Source organism: Sporosarcina sp. SG10008 (genome assembly GCF_044569405.1).
In the GTDB taxonomy this organism is placed as follows: domain Bacteria; phylum Bacillota; class Bacilli; order Bacillales_A; family Planococcaceae; genus Sporosarcina; species Sporosarcina psychrophila.
Genome location: NZ_CP172607.1, coordinates 354,912 through 376,638, shown reverse-complemented (window position 1 = coordinate 376,638; position 21,727 = coordinate 354,912). Strand labels below are relative to the sequence as shown.

The following is a 21,727-nucleotide window of genomic DNA, read 5'->3' as shown; positions in this document are numbered from 1 at the left end:
CGGGTCACAAGGCAGTTCGCTGTGGTGGCTTAGGTACGCCCCCTTCGCAATCTGACTTGTGCCTGTCGGGGCTGAGCGGCGCCTTCCGCTTTTCAATACAAAAAAGCCTTCCTGCAGACGGGCAGAAAGGCTTGACGTTATCGAAAATAAACGTTGTCCAATCTCTCATCTTTCAAAGCGTATGCTTTGTGTGACTTGGCACCATTTCACTTACGTGACGGTTGCCGGGCTTCGCAGGGCACTATCCCTCCACCTCTCTTAATAAGAGTGACCTATTCAATTGAATGTTAAGACGAAGTATATCAAAGTTCCATATCTATTGTCAATCTATTTCTTCAAGTAGATACGGTACTGATTGAAATGCATAAATTTTATGGGTTAAAACGCCATCCTTTTGTATAAGAAGGCAAGGAACGCTTTCGATTTCATAGTCAATTGCAATATTTTGTACGTAATTCAAATCTGCTTTCCCGATTGGTATTCCCGGTCTCATGACGGTAATAACTCCCATCATTTTAGATGCGACTGCACAAGTTCCACACATTGGTGTATATAAATAAAACGCTGCCACTGAAGACTCTTTCAAAGCCATCTCCCATTGTTCGCGTGTCCAAGTTTCCATTAATTCTACATCCTTTAAATTAGAAATTCCGGTCTGATTTTAAAATCCGCACCTTGTAGTATTGTAGCCAACACTTTGTATGGGGTCGTCTCCACTTCCCGATAAACCTTTTCTGTGTACAAATGGATTGCTGCCGGGAACTCTCTTTTGAATAAAACACGGGTCTTTTCTCCATCTTCATCCGCATCAACGAAGACAAATAGTTCATGTTCTTCGTAAGGTGCAAGCAATTCTTCAAGCCGATAAGGACTTACTGTGCCGTTCGTACAAATAATTTCGACAGGCTCAACAAGTATTCGTGCCAAACGTTTCTTATCCGAACCGCCCTCGACGATAATTACTCTTTCATCCGACACAAGAGGCCCCTCCTTCGCTCTTTTTTATATAAAGATGCAAAAAACGCCGAAAAAGTACCGGCGCCTTGTCTTAGTTATTCTCCGACAGTCATTTTTTCATACGCTTCAGCTGACATAAGTTCATCCAGTTCAGAAACATTTGAAGGTTCAACAACGATCATCCATGCATTTTCATACGGTGATTCATTGACAAATTCAGGGCTGTCTTCAAGTCCTTCATTCACTTCAATTACTTTTCCGCTGATTGGTGCATAAAGTTCTGATACTGTCTTAACAGATTCAACGCTTCCGAAAGGCTCGTCCGCTTTGATGTCATCTCCGACAGATGGAAGTTCAACGAATACGATATCGCCTAGTTCAGATTGTGCAAAGTGAGTAATACCGATGCGGTAGTTACCACCTTCGTCTTTTACCCATTCATGCTCTTCAGAATAACGCAGATCTTTTGGTGTGCTCATTCCGTATCCCTCCAAATAAATAGTTTCATTCTCTTCAATTCTGTCATATTTCTCGAATAAAGACAAGATAGGAAATCAGTTAGTCCATACTTTGTCGAACTCTTCTTCCTTGAATCCGACAGTCACCTTACCATCACCGAAGACAATTGGTCTCTTAATCAACATACCGTCAGATGACAGCAAGCTAATTTTCTCTTCATCTGTCATTGTGAGCAATTTGTCTTTCAAGTTTAGCTCTCTATATTTCGTCCCACTAACGTTGAAAAACTTTTTCAACTCCAAATCCGATGCCGCAATCATTTTGCCAAGTTCTTCTACTGAAGGAGGAGCTTCCGCTATGTTCACTTCCTGAAAGTCCAAGTTGTTCGTCTCAAGCCATTTTTTTGCTTTCCTGCATGTCCCGCACTTTGGATAACCGTAATAAACTAATCCCATACCGCAACGCCTCCATTTTCGCCATTATAACAGAAAAAACACCTGGGCGCCTATTGCTACCTGGACGTCAAAGTGAGATCGTCAATTTTACTTCATTAAACAATCACGTCTGTTGATTAATTATTGACTTGCATAATACGATAGCGAGTAGGGTTTGTAAACCGCTATAACCCTTTACTATTTTCGGCCCGCTTTCGGCGAATTAATTACGATATTATTACCGTGGGGCAGGTGCTTTGAAAGAATAGAAAAGATGACTTTCTATAGAGATTGTAAGTGCCCGAAGATGCAATTTCGGGCACTCTCGCACGTTGTACATTGCGTTCTTTGCTTACTTTTGCAAAGATTATGTGATGCCTTATAGGAAATTGACACTTCCTTAAAATAAATATGGAGATACTATAGAGAAGGATTGAGCGGTCAAAATTATATCTTTGACCGCTTATCTTTAGGTGAGAAGCTAGCCATTCTTTCGTCCAAAAAAGCTTCGGCACTTCTTGTATCAATGTCTTTGGAGAGCGGCAAATGAACAAAAACCATGCGATTACCGAAAGAATAAGTAGGGATGCGACAGAGTCGCATCCCTACTTATCAATACATCTCGATAATGGTATTGAAATTGTTCAATTCAAAGCGATACAAAAAAAGCAATACACGTAACGCCCAGTGTGTGATCAAGGTAATTTTAATCTACATACGTGTTATACGATATACTTCTCCGCTTCGATTAGCTTAACTGAAGCTTCGCGTTTTTTAGCGATGATATTATACGGATTCGAGCGAGTCAATTTACGCAGCGCTGAAATCATCATGCGTTGATTATCACCATCGACAGCCGCAAGAAGTGTTTCTTTTGCATCTCTTTCAATCTCTTCAAATGCTTCTTGGCAGAAGATTTGTGTGTAAAGGATTTTCTGTTGCGCTTTTTCTTCTCCGCTGCGTGCAATTGCTTTTTCTGTACGTAGAAGTGCAGACTCCATCGCAAAAACATTATTAGCGATATCTGCAATATTTACAAGTACCTCTTGCTCTGCTTCAAGCTTCGTGCCAAAACGTTGTGCAGCAAGACCAGCAGCAAGCAAACCGATTTTCTTAGCATTTTTCACAAGTGCTTTTTCTTGTGCAAGTGCTTCGTCACCGATTTCTTCAGGCATCATCATAAGAAGTTCTTCTTGAAGTGCTTGCGCCTGTTGAAGCAATGGCAATTCGCCCTTCATTGCTTTTTTCAGGAATGTACCTGGTACTAGCAGACGGTTGATTTCATTCGTCCCTTCAAAAATACGATTGATGCGTGAATCACGATAAATGCGCTCTACTTCATATTCTTGCATGAAGCCGTATCCGCCGTGAAGCTGAACTGCTTCGTCAACGATGTAATCCAATACCTCAGATCCCACGACTTTATTGATAGAACATTCGATTGCGTATTCTGCGATTGCTGCCGCAATTGCTTTACCATCTTTTTGCTCTTCAAGACTCAACTGGCTTTGACGCTCTTCAAAGTAACCAACTGTACGGTAAATCAAGCTTTCAGCCGCATACAGTTTAGATGCCATTGTTGATAGTTTTTGTTTCGTCAAGTTGAATGAAGAAATTGGTGTTTTGAACTGTTGACGTTGATTTGTATAAGTAATTGCAAGCTCAAGCGCACGTTTAGATCCGCCCATTGTGCCGACTCCTAATTTGTAGCGACCGATATTCAAGATATTAAATGCAATAATATGTCCGCGACCGATTTCACCTAGCAAATTTTCAACTGGTACTACTGCGTCTTGTAAGATTAGCGTACGAGTAGATGAAGATTTGATACCCATCTTTTTCTCTTCGGCTCCGACAGATACACCTGGGAATTCTTTTTCAACAATAAAAGCAGAGAACTTATCGCCATCGATTTTCGCGTAAACAACAAAAATATCTGCAAATCCTGCGTTCGTAATCCACTGTTTTTCACCATTTAAGATGTAGTGTGTTCCAGCAGCATTCAATTTCGCATTTGTTTTCGCACCCAATGCATCAGAACCAGAGCCTGGCTCAGTTAGTGCATATGCAGAGATTTTGTCACCTGATACAGAGTTTGGCAAGTACTTTTTCTTTTGTTCTTCATTTCCGAAAAGTACGATTGGTAGGGTTCCGATACCAACGTGTGCGCCATGAGTAATCGAGAATCCGCCTGCTACGGACATCTTTTCAGAGATAAGTGCAGACGCAATTTTGTCGAGTCCAAGACCACCATATTCTTCTGGTACATCCGCTCCTAGAAGTCCAAGATCCCCCGCAGTTTTCAGTAGTCTTACAGAGTGCTCGAATTCATGGTTTTCAAGATTTTCGACAACAGGTTGAACTTCATTTTTCACGTAGTCTTCTGCTGTTTTCGCAATCATTTTCTGTTCATCAGTAAAATCTTCAGGCGTAAATACACGGTTTGCTTCAATGTCTTCCGTTAGAAAAGCTCCACCTTTAATCAGTTCGTTTGTTTTTAATTCAGTCAATGTTGTTTCCTCCTTTTAATCTTAACGGTTTATATGTCCACTATTAATATAAAATTCACTGGTTTGTTTACTAGATAGTCAGCACTTAATAAATAGAATGTTCTTCCTACACCGCTTTGTCGCTTGGTGATGGCCTCACGCAATAAGCCCGCCAGAAGAGCATTGTCGGTCTGATTGCTTCGGCTCACACTTGTCGCTCCTTCGCTAGAATTGTTCGTTATACTGGTGAGGTATATCACCTAGTTAATTCTAAATAAGTGGTGCCGAATATATAGTGTTTACAAAAGCTCAAACACGCCGGCTGCGCCCATTCCGCCGCCGATACACATTGTAACGACTCCGAACTGTTTACCTTGACGTTTTAATTCACTCATCATACGAATTGTTAAGATAGATCCTGTTGCTCCGAGTGGATGCCCGAGGGAGATTGCTCCGCCGTTGAAATTCACCTTATCTATATCAAGGCCTAGATGACGGATAACTTGAAGTGACTGAGACGCGAACGCTTCGTTTAACTCCCATACATCGATATCCTCAATAGAAAGCCCTGCAATTTTAAGTGCTTTTGGAATGGCTACAATTGGGCCGATTCCCATCACTTCAGGTGGCACGCCGCCTACAGCAAATGACAGGAATTTCGCGATTGGCTTCAAGCCTTGCGCTTCTGCCACTTCGCGGTCCATCACAAGTACTGCGCCTGCTCCGTCTGATGTTTGTGACGAGTTACCTGCCGTAACAGTACCTGTTACGGAGAATGCCGGACGCAATTTCGCTAATCCCTCTACGCTTGTTCCGTGACGGACTCCTTCGTCCATTTTAAATGTGAAATTCTTCTCACTATATTTTCCGTTATCATCTACAGAACGCTTTACGACTTCGACTGGCACGATTTCATCATCGAATTTTCCAGCTGCAATCGCTGCACCTGCTTTTTTGTGAGACAGCACAGCAAATTCATCCTGTTCTTCACGCGTGATACCGTATTTTACTGCAACTTGCTCAGCAGTGTGACCCATTCCCATATAATATTGTGGAGCCGTTTCTGCTAAGTGAGCATTCGGTCGGATTGTATTCCCCATCATCGGTACCATACTCATTGACTCGACGCCGCCTGCAATAATTGCTTGCGAGTGACCGAGCATGATGCGTTCAGCTGCATAAGCAATTGATTGAAGACCTGATGAACAGAATCGGTTTACCGTAATTGCAGGCGTCGTATCAGGAAGACCTGCAAGTGCACCAATATTTCGCGCAACGTTCATCCCTTGTTCAGCTTCAGGCATCGCACAACCAATAATTAAGTCATCAATTGGGCCATCATAGCCCCCAGCACGTTTCAACGTTTCTTTAATTACAAGTGCCCCTAAGTCATCCGGGCGTACGGTTACAAGAGAACCTCTACCCGCTTTTCCCACCGGTGTCCGTGCACCGGCTACTAGTACTGCTTCACGCATTGAATTTCCTCCTCTTTGCTATGCACTTTAAATCAGTTACGTAACGGTTTACCTTTTACGAGCATGTGTTGCATACGCTGTTGTGATTTTGGTTCCGCCACAAGGCTAAGGAACGCTTCACGTTCAAGGTCCAACATATATTGTTCGTCAACAAGTGTTCCGTATGGTACTTTTCCGCCGGATAAAACAAACGCCAGCTTCTTCGCGATTTTCAGATCATGCTCGCTGATAAAGCCAGATAGGAACATGCCCTCTGCCCCGAGAAGCATCGTTGCATAACCCGAATCACCTGTAACAGGGAATTTCTCACGTTTAGGTGCTTTATAACCCATGTCAAACAATGCAATAGCTGCCTGTTTCGCATCATAGATTAAGTGATCTGCATTGACACTAATACCATCTGCGAAATCGAGGAAGTTATTTTCACGTGCTTCGTCTCCTGAAGTAGACACTTTTGCAGTCGCGATTGATTCGAAAACTTTATTGGCAACAAATTGATAGTCAATGTGAACGCCCTTTGGCAATCCTTTTAAATGTTTCGTATAAAGTCCTACGTTTCCGCCACCACCCGGTATCAAACCAACGCCGACTTCAACAAGTCCCATATACGTTTCCATTGAAGCTTGAATATGAGCTGCCGGTAGACAAACCTCAGTCCCTCCCCCAAGCGTCATTGCAAATGGCGCTGCAACAACAGGTTTTGAGGAATACTTGATTTTCATCATGGCGTTTTGGAATGAGCGAACAGTGAAATCAAGTTCAAAGATATTGTCATCCTGCGCTTCCATTAGAATCATTCCAAGGTTTGCACCTACACAGAAATTTTTGCCTTGATTTCCAATGACAAGCCCTTTGAAATTTTTCTCAACTTCATCAACGGCGAAGTTGATCATTTGAATGATGTCAGGACCAATTGAATTCGATTGTGAATGGAATTCAAGAAGTGCCACTCCATCGCCAAGGTCGATTAAACTAGCACCTGAATTCTTTTTGATAACGCCATGTTTTTGCTTATAGCGCTTCAAGTCAATTACTTTTTCATTAACAGGAACAAGCTTGTAATCTTCTCCATCGAAGAAGTAAAGTTCATTGTCTTCTTCTTTATAGAAAGTTTCATAGCCTTTGTCGAGCAAACTTTGAACGAATGCTGGAACTTTCCCGCCTTCATCTTTCATCTTCTCAACAGATTTTGCTACGCCGATTGCATCCCAGATTTCAAATGGTCCTTGCTGCCATCCGAAGCCCCATTTCATGGCATTGTCGATTGCAACGATATCATCTGCAATTTCACCGTTTAGTTCTGCAGAATAAAGCAATGTTGGTGACAGGATATTCCACAAGATTTCACCAGTGCGATCATCCGCATAGACGAGCGTTTTCACTCTATTAGCAAGTCCTTTTTGTTGTTTAGCCATTTCAATAGAAGGTGTTTTCAATTTTTTAGCTAGACTATATTCAAATGTCTCTGTATCTAGTTCAAGAATCTCTTTACCTTTTTTCAGATAAAATCCTTGTTTTGCCTTGGCACCAATCCAGCCATTATCAATCATTTTCTTCATGAATGGCGGCAATTCAAACACTTTTTGCTCTTCGCCTTCCGTCTTGTCGTAAACGTTTTTCGCCACATGCATGAACGTATCTAGTCCAACAACGTCAAGCGTACGGAATGTTGCCGATGTCGGACGGCCAATCAAGGTACCCGTCACCGAGTCAACTTCTCCAATCGAATAGCCGCGTTTCTCCATCTCGCGTAATGTGATAAGAAGGCCATATGTACCGATTCGGTTCGCGATGAAGTTCGGCGTATCTTTTGCAATGACAACTCCCTTACCAAGCGTATCTTCACCAAAACGGGTCATAAACTCTATAACTTCCGGAGCCGTTGTGCTCGCTGGAATAATCTCAAGTAATTTCAAGTAACGCGGTGGATTGAAAAAATGTGTGCCCATGAAATGTTTTTGGAAATCTTCCGAACGTCCTGCCGCCATCGCTTCAACACTAATACCCGATGTATTTGAAGTGATGATTGTACCTGGTTTACGAACTGCATCTATTTTTTCATACAAACCTTTTTTAACATCAAGATTTTCAACAATCACTTCAATAATCCAGTCAACATCTTTTAATTTATCCAGATCATCTTCGAAATTCCCTGCTTCAATAAGGGACAGATTACTTTTCTTCGTTAGGGGTGCAGGTTTTTGTTTCACTAATTTCTGCAAAGCACCTGCCGCAATTTTATTTCGTACGATGCCATCTTCAAGCGTAAGCCCTTTTGTAGCTTCCTCTTCAGTTAACTTTCCAGGAACGATATCCAAAAGTAAAACTGGAATTCCTATATTAGCGAGATGAGCTGCAATACCCGAACCCATAACGCCTGAACCTAAAACTGCCGCTTTTTTAATTTGATAAGTCACTTGCGAAGCCTCCCTTTTTTCGTTTGAATGAACACTCATTCATTTAATGGGCAAAAAAAATAGAAACCGTTTCTATATCTCTCAGTGTAGAACATATTGCTAGTTTTCGCAATATTTAAATCTAAATTTTTTCAACTTCCTATCTGAAACATATCATTACCCGACTAAAGTGATTACGTTGTACACTGTCCATATAAAGGAGGTCAATATATATTATGAAACCAATTACAACAGTTGAACAATTTAATGAAATTATTGCCGGCGATTCTAAAGCACTTGTAAAATTCCAGGCAGGATGGTGCCCTGACTGCAGACGTATGGATATGTTTATTGATCCAATCGTCGAGAAATATGATGAATACACATGGTATGATGTCGACCGTGACGTACTGCCGGAAATCGCTGATAAGTATGACGTCATGGGAATTCCTAGTTTACTGATTTTCCAAAACGGTGAAAAGCAAGCGCATCTGCATAGTGCAAATGCAAAATCGCCATCACAAGTGACGGATTTCCTTGAAGGCGTAAAAGCGTAACTGTATAGAAGCTTTACCTAAACGGATGGACTTATGTCTATCCGTTTTTTCATTTTCGGTGCACCTTTTATCTAGATGAAGTATACTAGAAAAAATGATAACGGGGTGTGTATTAGTGGACTACGAGAATGAAATCCAACTGCTTAAAGCTAAAATTGCTTCCTATGAAAAGATTATACTTGAAACATCAGCACCAATCATTCCTTCAATCGTCGAAAATACGATTCTCGTCCCGATTTCGGGTCACACCGGTCAGGATCGCTTTAATTTGATCCGCACCCGCGTTCTCGATTATGTTGGAATTCATAGAAGTACGGTGTGTGCAGTATTCGATTTCACCGGGGTAGGTCTCAAAGACGTTGAGGAATATGATTTTAATATACTTACTCTTGAAATCAATCAACTGAATAACACATTAAAACTGATGGGGGTACGTCCAATTTTTGTCGGTTTTAATCCGAGGATTGTCAGAGAAATCGTATCTGCCGGCATCCACTTGGAAATTGAAACCTACGTAAACTTCAGAACTTCATTAGCAGTATTACTTAAAGAAACAGGAAACTCACTTCAATTGTTTTAATGAAGTGAGTTTTTTTCTACTAAAGTTGAATACCTTCACTTGCTACCAGGAAGACTATACTGTATTGCAATAAGTATTTCAACGTACAAACTTTCGTGTTATCACCGTGAGAGCTACGGTGATAATCTACTAACTATATATGTTGAATTACAGAATCCTATTGAATCTGCCGTGGCGCTCAATTAATGAGAGAGATGTTATTCGGTTTTTGGATTGTAGATCGCTTGTCGCTTTGGAGATGCCTCTCGCCCTAAGCCTGGATTAGCGCTTCGCATCCAGTCTTACGGCTTCGGCGACCCCTTTGCCGCGCCTGCGCTAGGTTGTCCATTATCGAGAAAAATATAATTTTGAGATGTATATACCGAGACTTTAATGTGATTTCTAGTTGATACTACTTATAGTCAAGATAGATGCACTCCAGGTTGCAGATTTTATGACAGATAATGAATGCCCTTTCTCGCATAGAACATCCAGCGAAGGCGCGTCTTCGTGGTAGCCGGAGCGATAAGACTAAGGAGGGATGCAGTTCAATCCCTCCCAGCGGTCTTCTTTCTGGCTTATCGCGGGAGGCATCCACAAAGCGGCGAAGCGGTATTGGCAGGAATTCTAATTAGTTCTAAGTATTAGAACTTTTTCAGTGATCTCACGCTAGGTAGAGCTCTTTTTTTCTGGAGGTAGATGAATGAAAACTATATTGAACGTCAAAGGAAAATCCCAATTTGATGAGGATGTTGAACAATCGATTCGATCATCAGCATGCGGACCGGTAACAGCATTTGTAATGACTCAACATCTTTTTCCACAGGGGTGCCCTTACACAACAAATGAATTATATCGTCTCCTAGGTAGCACAAAAATTGGTTTATTCAAATACCGCTTCATCCGAAATATGCGCAAAGTGCTTGGAGTAGAATGGACAGTTGCGGGGTGCACTATTGATGAAGTGAAAAGACAACTCGACAACGGCCGGCCCGTCGCTGCAAAATTTGATAAATGGTTTACATTTCGTTGGCGCGGCAAGTATGGATTCGACTATCATTGGGTACCTGTCATAGGCTATGAAGAGACAGCTGACGATATTTTTCTCTTTATTCATGACAACGGGGGAAGAAACCGGGATAGCCAGGTCCGGCATATTTCATATAAGATGAATAGGTCAATTTTATCTTTTATAAAGATTGAGCCTACTGAATAGTAAATCCAAAAATCCCTACCCGAATCAGTTTCCGACTCGGATAAGGATTTTTTCATTTTTCTATATACGCTAAAGTCTGCTTCAGCGTGGCCAAACTTTTGATCCTAGCTGTACGAGCGTTTTATGGTTGCGGGAGGCATCCACAAAGCGGCGAAGCGGCATTAGTGGGAATCCTAATTCATTCTAATTACTAGGTCTTTTTCAGTGGCCTCCCAAAAGCCCTTGTAAAGCGTATACGTCGTATTCATTTGTTTAACATATATAGTTCCCACCTTTTTTAAATTAGTTAACCAACTGATCATGAGTTACTACAACACTATCCTGACATTATTTCACATAATGCACTATTTACCATGTATTTAATTGTTAAATTTAGAAATATATTGATTCATTGACGACCTTAAATAGTTAATAGGTTTAACGCATCTAAAGAAATTGTAAATATAAATATGGAGTATTGTGTTAGATTTGAAAGTGCTCTAATTCCAGTTCGAATGCTGCATCCCCCCTAGTAGACATAACACCCGTTCTCGGCAGTATTTAGCTTTGTTACTCAATAAGAAAAACATCAATTTGTATAGTACGATTAGGTAAATACCCCAAAAATTGCTATAATAATCTTATAGTGATGATGGTTATGATGAAAAAAGGTGGTAATTATAGTAACAATTCTATTAATCGTTTCTATTTTAATAGTGAATTATTCCGCATTAGTCGAGGGACAAGTCAATTCACCTAAAAAACTATCATTGAACATTTATCAGCAGCTTTTGAAGTGAGTCCAACAAATAATGAAAATCAAAACGACTTTTACATCATTGTTTCAAATGTCACGAGTGGTTTATATAAAGTCATTATTACTGCCACAAATGACTACACTTATGAAAGTGAAGAACTAAATCGCGATATCATAGTACCTTCAACAAACATCGAACCTAATGAGAAGCGACTGACCTTATTAGATTTCGTGATTCTATTACAGTAGGTTAAACAAGTAATGTCTTCAAGAAAATATGATAGTAATGCTATTTGTGAAAAGCGAATTTTTAATTTCATAGGCAAAAGAATATTTTATAGTAGATTCGGATAATCTATGCTTTTCAATTAAAACAGATGAGGAAGTACTAATTTTTATGAAAAATAGTAAAATTAAACTTATTTTAGTATTATCTGCTATCTTGTTATTGTTGTTTACAAGTTTAAATGTCTTTACCTCTTACGTGAAGATAAAAAAGACAGTTGAAGAGTCAATCGCCAATCAAAGTCTTGCAGCAGCAGAATCCATTGCGTCTGCGATAGACAAAGAAACGTATCAGAAATTTTTGAATAATCCTGCAAAAAACGACTATTATTGGGAATTAACAAACTACCTAGTTGATGCAAGAGAAAAACTGGGTGCATTATTTGTGTATACACTGAAAATCGATAATCCAATAATATCGAACTCAATGATAGGCGGATTACCCAAGGAATTAGAAGAGAGCTATAGCATTGGATCGGTTGGTACAGTGCCCGAAAAGCAGGTCAAAATAGCCTTTGAAGGAAATACATATATTACAGATGTAATTGAGGATGCCGTTTATGGCACTTTTCTTTCTGTTGGAGTGCCTATAAAGGATGAAGCAGGAATTGTCATGGGATACTTAGGTATCGATATTAGTGTTGATACACTTGATTATATTAAAGGGACAGTACTGAAAAATAATATCCTTCTCTTCGTCTTTAATGGTGCCTTTATTTTGGTCGTAATCGGATCTTTTTTATTTTTGCAAAGATGGTATCAACAAGAAGTGGCAAAGGAAGTCGGCTATACAGAAGATACATACCAAGCTGAACTTAAAACGTTAATCACTTCCATATCTTCTTTAAGACATGATTTCACCAATCATATTCAGGTTTTACACGGACTACTTCAACTAGGGGAATCTAAGCAAGCTCAGCAATACATATCATCTTTGTCTAAAGAAGTTCTGGCGCTAGAAACTCTAAAATTAAATATAGATCATCCTGGTCTATCAATATTACTGCAAACAAAGAAACTGGCTGCACAAAATTATCATATTGATATGAATTTTACGGTTTCTCATGATGCATTCGATAAAATAAAAACAACAGATTTAATCATAATACTGTCGAATTTAATTGATAATGCAATTGATGCAACAGTTGCATTACCTGTAGCTGAACGTAAAATAACAATTAGCTGTCAAACGGATGTTACGCAGTATCTATTTAAGATAACGAATACTGGACCTAAAATTAGTGAGAATGAACATATTTTTAAACAAGGATATTCAACAAAAAATGCAGAACAAGGAAAGATAAGAGGGCAAGGTTTATTTATAGTGAAGGAAGTTGTGAATAGATATAATGGGGAAATCTCAATTGATTCAATAAATGATTTAGAGACTATAGCCCTTGTGGGAATCCCTCTAAAGTAAATTTGAATGAAAGTGTAAACTCCCTACTACTAGTTGTGGGGAGTTTTTTCATTTATCTCGCTGGTTTATGCTACTAATTTTCTTATTTTGTGCTTTCTTAATTCGAATGATTATTCATATGTATTCCGTATTCAATGTGTAGACATAACACCAATTCACGGAAGTATTTAGCTCCATTTCTTAAACTAAAGTAATCCTTTAGTTACTTCTCTTTTGGCACGGATTAGTGTGCTTTTAACAGGATGGCCGCATAATAATCGAAGTGAACGAGCAATTAAGCCCTTCGTGATTGGTCGAAAAAATTGCTTTTCTCTCAATCGAAGAAAGACGCAAAAGCAATCGCCTATAGTATCGTGGAAGCTGCCAAAGAAAATCACTTAAATCCGTTGATTTACGTAACCTACGTATTTGAACAGTTGCCTGTAATCAATCTAACGGGTTCCAAAGCGCTTGATCAACTGCTCGCCAAAGACCCTACCAACAGATTGCCACGTCCCAAGTAAAAACAAAACAAAGCATATCACGGTACGCATGACAAATAGCCGTCTATACGATTTTTTTAATCGTATAGACGGCTATTTTATTTAGTGCTACAAGTGGCTTTAATGTTTTTCGTTGAGGGCAAGTACTGAACTAAAACCTCATCATTTGTTGAATACTCAGAACCGTTAAAATTTTCTTAACATCCTCATAGAATTCGATGCCCTTGCTTTTAACCGTTTCTGCAATGCTCAAACAAATCGCGTTCGCTTTTGCACCATGGTGAAATTCCTTCAGTGGGTCGACACTTCGCCTTTCTTTGTAGAAATGCCCTCAGACAAGTAGCCGAAGCTTGAACTATTTTCTTGGCTTCCGCCGCGATTTTTATGCGCATATGTTGTAAACTTTTTCCACACGCATCCCCCTCGTATATTTATAGAAATAGCGAATCCGCTTGTCTAACAATCATGGAATAACCTTCTCTATCTATCAGTTCCCTTACAACTCCATCATAAACAGGTATTTTCAGGGTTTCGATTGGATCATCCATTTTTAATTCACAATGGATTTCTGCAAGTTTTTTGGATAATAAGAGCATGTCCATCTCTTCCTCGATTTTCTTGCGTATTGCCGGCGTCAACTCATGCAATGATTGAATCACGCCTTCCACCGATCCATATTCTTTAATGAGTTTAAGTGCAGTTTTTGGTCCGATGCCTCTCACTCCAGGATAGCCGTCACTTGTATCCCCAGTGAATGCTTTTGTGTCAATAAACTGGATAGGGGTAATTCCATACTCTTCAATGAAACGTTCCTCTGTGTAAATATCGTAAACATTAAAACCTTTTTTCGTAAATGCAATACGGACACCCGGTCTAAGCAACTGCAACATATCTTTATCGCCAGTCACGATTGTAATCTCCGCTTTCCCCTCCCAAGCCTGAACGAATGAACCAATCAGATCGTCTGCTTCCATGCCTGGCACTCCGTAGTTTTTCCAACCAATTAATTCAGAAACACTTCTTGCCATATCAAACTGCGGTACGAGCTCCGGCGCCGGTGCAGGCCGGTTTGCTTTATATCCTTCAAATAAGTCATTGCGGAACGTTTGCGCGCCCATATCCCAACAAACCGCCATATGTGTAGGTTTGAATATCGAGGTCGCTGTCATAGTATGACGGGCAAACCCCTGCACTGCATTCGTCGGAATTCCAGCGTCATTCGGGAAATAATGCCCCATCGCCGAAGTTGCAAAAAAGGAGCGGAATAAGAGTGCCATTCCGTCGATTATTAAAATATGTGGTTTTTCTTCTATAGTCATTTAATCTTCTTCCTCCATCTGCCAAACTTTATTAGTAGAACTTCATCAATGATAACATGCTTTCAATCAGTAGTTTGGGGGTAAAGAATAATAGATTTCATAGAGGAGGTTGTAAGTATGCATATTCACGAAGGTTCATTGTATTGGCCAGAAACGATGCCAATTCCCCTCGAACGAAAAAAAGTAGAAATCGCGTCACATTATGATGTCATTATTGTAGGTGGAGGGATGTCGGGAGCTCTTTCTGCACTTGCATTGGCTGACAAAGGTCTTTCGATCGCAGTGCTAGACAAGCGGCAGATGGCTACTGGCAGCACAATGGCAAATACGGGATTGCTTCAATATTCAAATGACATCATGCTCCATGAATTAATCGAACAAATTGGAGAAAAGGATGCTGTACGTTTTTATCAGTTATGCTTGGAAGCAATGGAAAACCTAAAAAAGACAGCTGAACGACTGCCGCTTAACCCTGATTTCATCAGTCGGCCAAGCATTTATTATGCAAGTGACGACAATGATTTAAAACGCATTAGGAAAGAATATGATACATTAACGCATTATGGATTTCCTTGCGATTTTTGGGACGAGGTAGAAATCTGCAAGCATCTGCCGTTTTCGAAACCGGGAGCAATCGTGACATACGGTGATGCTGAAGTGAACCCTTACAAATTCGTCAACGGACTATTACAATTGGTCGAATCAATGGGCGTCCATCTCTTCGAATTTACAGAAGTGACGGACATAAACGACGAAAATGGACTGTTGCACATTTCCACATCTGCAGGGGATTTTTATGCGGATAATGTTCTTTTTACAACTGGATACGAGACCCTTCCTGTAGGAAAACGAATTGGTGCCGACATTAACCGTTCGTACGTCATTGTCACTGAGCCAATTGACGATTCTCCGATTTGGCATGAAAATGCGCTCATTTGGGAATCAAAGCGCCCGTATCTCTATATGCGGACAACGGAGGACAACCGAATCATTGTAGGCGGGCTCGACGAGGACAAACCCCAAGCCCCTCTTTCAAATGAATCGATTATGAAGCACGGTGCAATCTTAAAAAAACAGCTGCAAGAACTTTTCCCCGAACTTCCGATTGAAATTGACTACGCTTATTGTGCAACATTTGGAGAATCTCTGGACAACTTACCATTCATCGGAGAGCATCCATCAAAAAGAAATCATTATTATCTACTTGGCTATGGAGGTAATGGAACTGTTTACAGTATGCTTGGTTCAAAAATTCTCGCTGATATTATGACGGGCAAAGCCAATTCTGATGCGCATATCGTTCAACTCGAACGCTCCGCAACCGCTTTAGCTGGTGGAAGAAGCGGAATTGCCTGACCAATGAACATGATGATAACGAGTAAAAAGTTCAAAGTTCTCAAAGAGAGACAATACAAAAAACCGAAGCCTCCTAAAATCCGCTTCGGTTTTTTGCTAGTTATCAGACTAGAAATTGAGCAAGCTTTTCAATATCCGGCGTAAAAATACGATCTTCTTCAATTGGTCGCACGATTTCCAGCAATTGATCGAACTTGACACGGGTTTTTGGTGCCATTTGTTCTGCCCCTCTAATGGAACAGCCTGTCAGTGCGCAAAGCGCTTCAATTGCGAGTACATTTCTCGCATTTTTTATGATGGCATGTGCATGCCTGGCACCGATTGTTCCCATTGATACATGATCTTCCTGGTTGCCAGACGATGGAATCGAGTCAACGGACGCTGGGTGTGCAAGTGTTTTATTCTCAGAAACAAGGCTGGCTGCTGAATATTGTAAAATCATTGCACCCGATTGTAACCCAGGTTCTGGACTCAGGAACGGCGGCAATCCTTCATTCAATTGTGGATTAACGAGCCGTTCAATACGACGTTCGGAAATACTTGCAAGTTCTGCTACGCCCAGCTTCAAGAAGTCCATCGCAAACGCAATCGGTTGACCATGGAAGTTACCGCCAGATACAACCGTATCACCATCATCGAAAATAAGTGGATTATCCGTCGCGGCATTCATCTCAATCTCTAGCTTCTCTTTTACATAACCAAGTACTTGCCAGCTCGCGCCGTGCACTTGTGGAATACAACGAATTGAATAAGCGTCTTGGACACGTTTTTCGCCTTGAATGGTTGTCAGACGACTCCCTTTCAACCAATCCAGCATCCTCGCCGCCACATCCACTTGTTCCGGATAACCGCGCGCTTCGTGAATCGCCGGATGAAATGCGTCCGTAATTCCATAGAGCGCTTCCATTGTCATTGCAGCAACCCACTCGCTAGCATACGCAAGTGATTCTGCCTCCAAATAATTGACAACGCCTTGCGCAGTCATTGCTTGCGTCCCGTTAATGAGCGCTAGCCCCTCTTTCGCTTCGAGCACAATTGGCGACATGCCATGCTCATTCCAAATAGTTGCAGCTGGAACGTGCAAGCCGTCTTGCCAGACAAATCCTTCGCCAAGTAAAACAAGCGCGAGATGAGACAATGGCGCCAGATCACCTGATGCACCAAGTGAACCTTGCTGTGGAATGACCGGGTGAATGCGATTATTCACCATATAAGCAAACCGTTCTAGCACTTCTGCACGGATTCCGGAGAAACCTTTTAAAAGCGCATTCAGACGTAGTACCACCATCGCACGCGAAACGTTTTCAGGAAACGCTTCTCCAACGCCGCATGAATGCGATCGGATCAAGTGTAATTGCAATGCTTTCGTATCCTTTTCATCGATTTTAACGTCGCTGAACTTACCAAACCCCGTATTAATCCCGTATACGGTCCGGTCTTCACTAACAATTTTCTCAACCGCAGCCCGGCTTTTATTAACACGTTCCAAGGCTTCATCGTTCAATGAAACCCCGATTTCTTTATATATGATGTCGTTCATTTGAGCCAGATTTAGTGACGATCCTGTTAATTCAATCATGACAACCATCCTTTAATTAATATTAATCATCCAACGACTTTTACACCTTTTTTCCAGACGGACTTAACATGGTTCACCCCGAACAAGTATTGAAGTTCTTGGTAGTTTGAAATGTCCCATAGAACGACATCCCCTTGTTTACCTATTTCCAATGATCCTGTTTTATCTGCCATTTGGATTGCACAAGCCGCGTTATACGTCGCGGCAGTAAGCGCTTCTGCCGGTGTTAGTCGCATCGATATACACGCTAAGTTCATAACAAGTGGCATCGATGTCGTCGGTGAAGATCCGGGATTACAATCTGTCGATATCGCGACCGGTACGCCAGCGTCAATCATCTTGCGCCCTTGTGCTGCTTGCTCCCTAAGATATAACGCGGTTGCTGGCAATAAACAAGCGATTGTTCCGGAATCTGCCATCGCTTTAATTCCTTCATCAGACGCTTTCAATAAATGCTCTGCTGAAATCGCTCCAACTTTCGCCGCCAGTTCCGCGCCGCCATAGGGTTCAATTTCATCCGCATGGATTTTTGGTATCAGACCATACTTTTTCCCTGCTTCTAAAATCCGTTGTGATTGTTCAGGTGTGAAAACACCGACTTCACAAAATACATCATTGAAGACTGCTAGCTTTTCATTGGCAACAGCAGGAAGCATTTCATTGACGACAAGATCTATATACTCGTCTTCCCGTCCTTTGAATTCTGTCGGCACTGCATGTGCACCCATGAACGTTGGCACAAGGTCAATCGCATGTTCTTGCTGCAAGCGTTTCATGACACGGAGCTGTTTTAGTTCCGTTGCCAAATCTAAGCCGTACCCACTTTTCCCCTCGACAGTTGTGACGCCGTGTTTCAGAAACGAATCAAGGCGTTTCTTCGTCTGCTCAACAAGTTCATCTTCAGTTGCTTCACGAGTCATTTTTGTTGTCGCATGAATACCGCCACCTGCATTCATAATTTCCATATAGGTCGCGCCTTCAAGTCGCATTTCAAATTCACGTTCGCGACTGCCACCATAGGCGACATGTGTATGCGGATCGACGAGGCCTGGAGTAACGAGATGACCAGTTGCGTCTGTGATTTCCGCTTCATGGGCGCGGTCTTTGAACTGCTCTTCTAATTGTTGAGTCGTGCCGACTGCTCTTATGATCCCATCTTCTATCCAGATACTGCCGTCTTCTATAATTGATAAATCATTCATCGCTTCTTTTATTCGCGGGGCTGTACCAGCTTGGGCTAACGTCGCAAGTTGCGCTGCATGTTTAATCCATATAATTTTTGTCATTCTTCAATCGCCTCTTTTGCCATCATCGGAATGTTGACCCCTTTTTCCCACGCCGTTTTTTCGGCAAGTTCATAGCCCGCATCAACATGACGGACTATACCCATTCCTGGATCTGTCGTTAATACACGTTCGATTCGAGCTTCTGCTTCTTTGGTTCCATCCGCGACAATAACCATACCTGCATGAACCGAATAACCCATCCCAACGCCGCCTCCATGATGAATGGAAACCCAAGTAGCTCCGCCGACTGCGTTAATCATTGCATTCAACAGCGGCCAGTCAGCTACTGCATCCGAACCGTCTTTCATCGCTTCCGTCTCACGGTTTGGCGATGCAACTGATCCCGAGTCGAGATGATCTCGCCCAATGACAATCGGTGCTTTTAATTCGCCCGAAGCGACCATATCATTAATGATTTTTCCAAAGCGGGCACGTTCTCCGTACCCTAGCCAGCAAATCCGTGACGGCAGTCCTTGAAACTGAATTTTATCTTGCGCCATTCGAATCCAGTTGCACAAATGTTTGTTATCACTAAATTCACGTAAAATAACTTCATCTGTTTTATAAATATCTTCAGGATCTCCTGATAGAGCAACCCAGCGGAATGGCCCTTTTCCTTCACAAAACTGTGGACGGATATAGGCGGGAACAAATCCTGGGAAATCGAATGCACGAGTTACACCTTCATCTTTCGCCACCTGACGGATGTTGTTACCGTAGTCGAACGTAATCGCACCTTTATCCATCATGTCTAGCATTGCTTCGACATGTTTTGCCATCGATGCTTTCGACCGTTTGATATACGCCTCCGGATTTTCCGCTCGCAGTTTCGCGGCTTCCTCTAGTGACATACCAGATGGGATATAACCGTTTAACGGATCATGTGCAGATGTCTGATCAGTTAACACATCTGGGATAAATCCAATCGCAAGCATCGCAGGAAGCACTTCCGACGCATTACCTAACAGACCGATTGACAGTGCACGGCCCTCTTTTTTTGCTTCTTCAGCAAGACGGATCGCCTCTTCAAGTGAATCTGTTTTCACATCGGTATAGCGTGTTTCAATTCGGCGATCAATTCGCGTTTCATCTACTTCGATACCGATACAGACTCCCCCGGCCATCGTTACCGCTAGCGGCTGTGCAGCCCCCATCCCCCCGAGCCCAGCAGTTAGTGTAATCGTGCCTTTCAGCGACTCTCCAAAATGCTGTTTCGCCAGTTCCGCAAACGTTTCGTATGTCCCTTGCACGATTCCTTGTGAACCGATATAAATCCAGCTTCCCGCCGTCATTTGTCCGTACATCATAAGTCCTTTTTTATCGAGCTCATGGAAATGTTCCCAGTTGGCATAGGCCGGGACTAGATTCGAGTTCGCAATCAATACTTTTGGTGCGTCTGTATGTGACTTGAATATCGCAACTGGTTTCCCCGATTGCACAAGTAATGTTTCATCATTTTCAAGTTCTTTCAACGAGCGGACAATTGCGTCAAACGACTCCCAATTTCGTGCCGCCTTTCCAATGCCACCGTAAACAACAAGGTCATCCGGATGCTCAGCCACTTCCGCGTCTAAGTTATTCATCAGCATACGAAGCGCCGCCTCCTGCTGCCACCCCTTCGTGTTCAATTCAGTCCCACGGTAACGAATAACCTTTTCAGATGCTTTCCCCACTATGAACCCCTCCTTACTATTCTACTAGTATCGTACACGATGAAAGCGCTTTATTGTTCGGTATTCAGAAAATTTAGTCCGTGCTAATAGGGTGCTATTGTAGTGAGATAAAGCAGTGAAGTCACTCGTCTATTGATTAACCCTTTTCTTGCATCAAAAAACAGGTAATTAAGTCTTGAAAAACTCCATTTTCACTGGATCATTTCCGGTCCGCTTTCGGCGAACTATTCATGACCTCTTTACCGATGGACTAAAAAAAGTGTCTCTTCCTTAATTTAAAAAGACAAGGCAATGGAGAAGGCTTCAGCCGCCAAAATTGTATCTTTGGCAGCTATTATCCAGATAAGAAGCTCCGCTATTCTTTCGTCCCTGAAAGCTTTAGCACTTTGTGTATTTATATATTTGGAGCGCGACGGATGAATAAGCACCATACGATTACCGAGAAAAATGTGTAGGGATGCGACTTTCCTGCAATTGCTTTCTCTGCCAATTCCATATCAGTCATACCCCCAGCCCCATTCCCATTTCCGCTTCTATATTAGACCCGCGAAACTCGAAAAAGTTTTCGGGAAAAAAATAAAGACCACCTAATATGGCAGTCTCGTTAAAGGTATTGAAAAATCTTATTAGAAAGGCATCAATTACCTATTTCAATTCAATCATTTTACTAGTAACTAATGAAAGAAAAGGGATTCGCCATCGCTAGTAAATTATATAGTGTCATAATCGCCCTTCCCTTTAATTTTGTAAAGCATCTGATGCTTTACATTCCTGTTTGAATATTCAGTGGTATATCCTTGGCTAAAATCTATATTCAGCACATCGTATTTCAGATTAAACGTAAAATAACTGAAGGCTATTGCATCGTCTCTAATAATTTATTACATTCTGCTATTCACTTTTTTAAAATTCGGAGACCGTTAGCTCTTTATTACACCCTGTAAGTAACAAAGCAAAAATGGCTATTAATAGTACCTTCCTTATGATATTTCGCCCTCACTAAAAAAAGCTACCCTTTTGCTGTTTTCGTAAAATTTGTTACTATTAGA

18 protein-coding genes, 1 pseudogene and 1 riboswitch are annotated in these 21,727 nt (G+C 41.5%); of the genes and pseudogenes, 8 read left to right on the top strand and 11 right to left on the bottom strand.

The genetic code is table 11. The features are described from left to right. Positions 1 to 162 precede the first annotated feature (162 nt). Positions 163 to 268, bottom strand: a riboswitch (SAM riboswitch). 54 nt (positions 269 to 322) lie between these two features. The 4 genes from ACGLYD_RS01915 to ACGLYD_RS01900 form a co-directional block, all read right to left on the bottom strand. Continuing rightward, positions 323 to 622: a thioredoxin family protein gene (locus ACGLYD_RS01915; RefSeq protein ID WP_399631072.1), complete on the bottom strand. Its 300-nt coding sequence runs from the start codon at positions 620 to 622 to the stop codon at positions 323 to 325. A gap of 14 nt (positions 623 to 636) precedes the next feature. Then, on the bottom strand, positions 637 to 978 hold the full coding sequence (locus ACGLYD_RS01910; RefSeq protein WP_067206312.1) for a toprim domain-containing protein: 342 nt from the start codon (positions 976 to 978) through the stop codon (positions 637 to 639). A 74-nt stretch (positions 979 to 1,052) separates the two neighbouring features. Continuing rightward, positions 1,053 to 1,436: a glycine cleavage system protein GcvH gene (gcvH, locus tag ACGLYD_RS01905; RefSeq protein WP_067206310.1), complete on the bottom strand. Its 384-nt coding sequence runs from the start codon at positions 1,434 to 1,436 to the stop codon at positions 1,053 to 1,055. Between the two features lie 75 nt (positions 1,437 to 1,511). After that, positions 1,512 to 1,871 carry an arsenate reductase family protein gene (locus ACGLYD_RS01900; protein WP_067206307.1) on the bottom strand — a complete coding sequence of 120 codons (360 nt, stop codon included), beginning with the start codon at positions 1,869 to 1,871 and terminating at the stop codon, positions 1,512 to 1,514. 525 nt (positions 1,872 to 2,396) lie between these two features. Between ACGLYD_RS01900 and ACGLYD_RS01895 the strand changes: the two genes are divergently transcribed. Further along, a complete protein-coding gene (locus ACGLYD_RS01895) occupies positions 2,397 to 2,531 on the top strand; it encodes a hypothetical protein (protein WP_399631068.1) in 135 nt (44 codons plus the stop codon). 41 nt (positions 2,532 to 2,572) lie between these two features. Here the strand turns inward: ACGLYD_RS01895 and ACGLYD_RS01890 are convergent, their stop codons facing one another. From ACGLYD_RS01890 to ACGLYD_RS01880, 3 genes are all read right to left on the bottom strand, one after another. Further along, complete coding sequence (locus ACGLYD_RS01890) at positions 2,573 to 4,360, bottom strand: acyl-CoA dehydrogenase family protein (RefSeq protein WP_187046785.1); 1,788 nt, start codon at positions 4,358 to 4,360, stop codon at positions 2,573 to 2,575. Positions 4,361 to 4,638: 278 nt separating this feature from the next. Then, positions 4,639 to 5,814 carry an acetyl-CoA C-acetyltransferase gene (locus ACGLYD_RS01885; protein ID WP_067206302.1) on the bottom strand — a complete coding sequence of 392 codons (1,176 nt, stop codon included), beginning with the start codon at positions 5,812 to 5,814 and terminating at the stop codon, positions 4,639 to 4,641. 32 nt (positions 5,815 to 5,846) lie between these two features. Further along, a complete protein-coding gene (locus ACGLYD_RS01880) occupies positions 5,847 to 8,231 on the bottom strand; it encodes a 3-hydroxyacyl-CoA dehydrogenase/enoyl-CoA hydratase family protein (protein ID WP_399631066.1) in 2,385 nt (794 codons plus the stop codon). A 215-nt stretch (positions 8,232 to 8,446) separates the two neighbouring features. On the opposite strand from ACGLYD_RS01880, the gene ACGLYD_RS01875 reads away from it, so the two are divergent. From ACGLYD_RS01875 to ACGLYD_RS01850, 6 genes and pseudogenes are all read left to right on the top strand, one after another. Next, complete coding sequence (locus tag ACGLYD_RS01875) at positions 8,447 to 8,767, top strand: thioredoxin family protein (protein ID WP_067206296.1); 321 nt, start codon at positions 8,447 to 8,449, stop codon at positions 8,765 to 8,767. A 115-nt stretch (positions 8,768 to 8,882) separates the two neighbouring features. Then, positions 8,883 to 9,347, top strand: coding sequence for an STAS domain-containing protein (locus ACGLYD_RS01870; RefSeq protein ID WP_187046782.1), 465 nt, complete (start codon positions 8,883 to 8,885; stop codon positions 9,345 to 9,347). A gap of 682 nt (positions 9,348 to 10,029) precedes the next feature. Then, positions 10,030 to 10,542, top strand: coding sequence for a C39 family peptidase (locus ACGLYD_RS01865; RefSeq protein WP_067206291.1), 513 nt, complete (start codon positions 10,030 to 10,032; stop codon positions 10,540 to 10,542). A gap of 775 nt (positions 10,543 to 11,317) precedes the next feature. Continuing rightward, positions 11,318 to 11,527 (top strand): hypothetical protein, encoded by a 210-nt coding sequence (locus tag ACGLYD_RS01860; protein WP_340741582.1) that lies wholly within the window; start codon positions 11,318 to 11,320, stop codon positions 11,525 to 11,527. Positions 11,528 to 11,675: 148 nt separating this feature from the next. Next, a complete protein-coding gene (locus ACGLYD_RS01855; protein ID WP_399631061.1) occupies positions 11,676 to 12,983 on the top strand; it encodes a sensor histidine kinase in 1,308 nt (435 codons plus the stop codon). A 252-nt stretch (positions 12,984 to 13,235) separates the two neighbouring features. After that, positions 13,236 to 13,486 (top strand): annotated as a pseudogene (locus tag ACGLYD_RS01850) (transposase); the annotation flags it as partial. Positions 13,487 to 13,896: 410 nt separating this feature from the next. On the opposite strand, the gene ACGLYD_RS01845 reads toward ACGLYD_RS01850, so the two are convergent. Continuing rightward, positions 13,897 to 14,784, bottom strand: a complete 888-nt coding sequence (locus tag ACGLYD_RS01845) for a 5'-3' exonuclease (RefSeq protein WP_340765949.1) — start codon at positions 14,782 to 14,784, stop codon at positions 13,897 to 13,899. A gap of 117 nt (positions 14,785 to 14,901) precedes the next feature. Between ACGLYD_RS01845 and ACGLYD_RS01840 the strand changes: the two genes are divergently transcribed. Further along, positions 14,902 to 16,140, top strand: a complete 1,239-nt coding sequence (locus tag ACGLYD_RS01840) for an NAD(P)/FAD-dependent oxidoreductase (protein WP_399631058.1) — start codon at positions 14,902 to 14,904, stop codon at positions 16,138 to 16,140. 103 nt (positions 16,141 to 16,243) lie between these two features. Here the strand turns inward: ACGLYD_RS01840 and hutH are convergent, their stop codons facing one another. Genes hutH through hutU form a run of 3 tightly spaced genes read right to left on the bottom strand, consistent with a single transcriptional unit; the run spans position 16,244 to position 20,678 of the window. Continuing rightward, on the bottom strand, positions 16,244 to 17,719 hold the full coding sequence (gene hutH / locus ACGLYD_RS01835) for a histidine ammonia-lyase (RefSeq protein WP_067206280.1): 1,476 nt from the start codon (positions 17,717 to 17,719) through the stop codon (positions 16,244 to 16,246). Between the two features lie 26 nt (positions 17,720 to 17,745). After that, positions 17,746 to 19,005 (bottom strand): imidazolonepropionase, encoded by a 1,260-nt coding sequence (hutI, locus tag ACGLYD_RS01830; protein WP_067206277.1) that lies wholly within the window; start codon positions 19,003 to 19,005, stop codon positions 17,746 to 17,748. Beyond that, positions 19,002 to 20,678, bottom strand: a complete 1,677-nt coding sequence (hutU, locus tag ACGLYD_RS01825) for a urocanate hydratase (RefSeq protein ID WP_340741577.1) — start codon at positions 20,676 to 20,678, stop codon at positions 19,002 to 19,004. Before hutU ends, hutI begins: the two co-directional genes overlap by 4 nt. Positions 20,679 to 21,727: the final 1,049 nt, after the last annotated feature.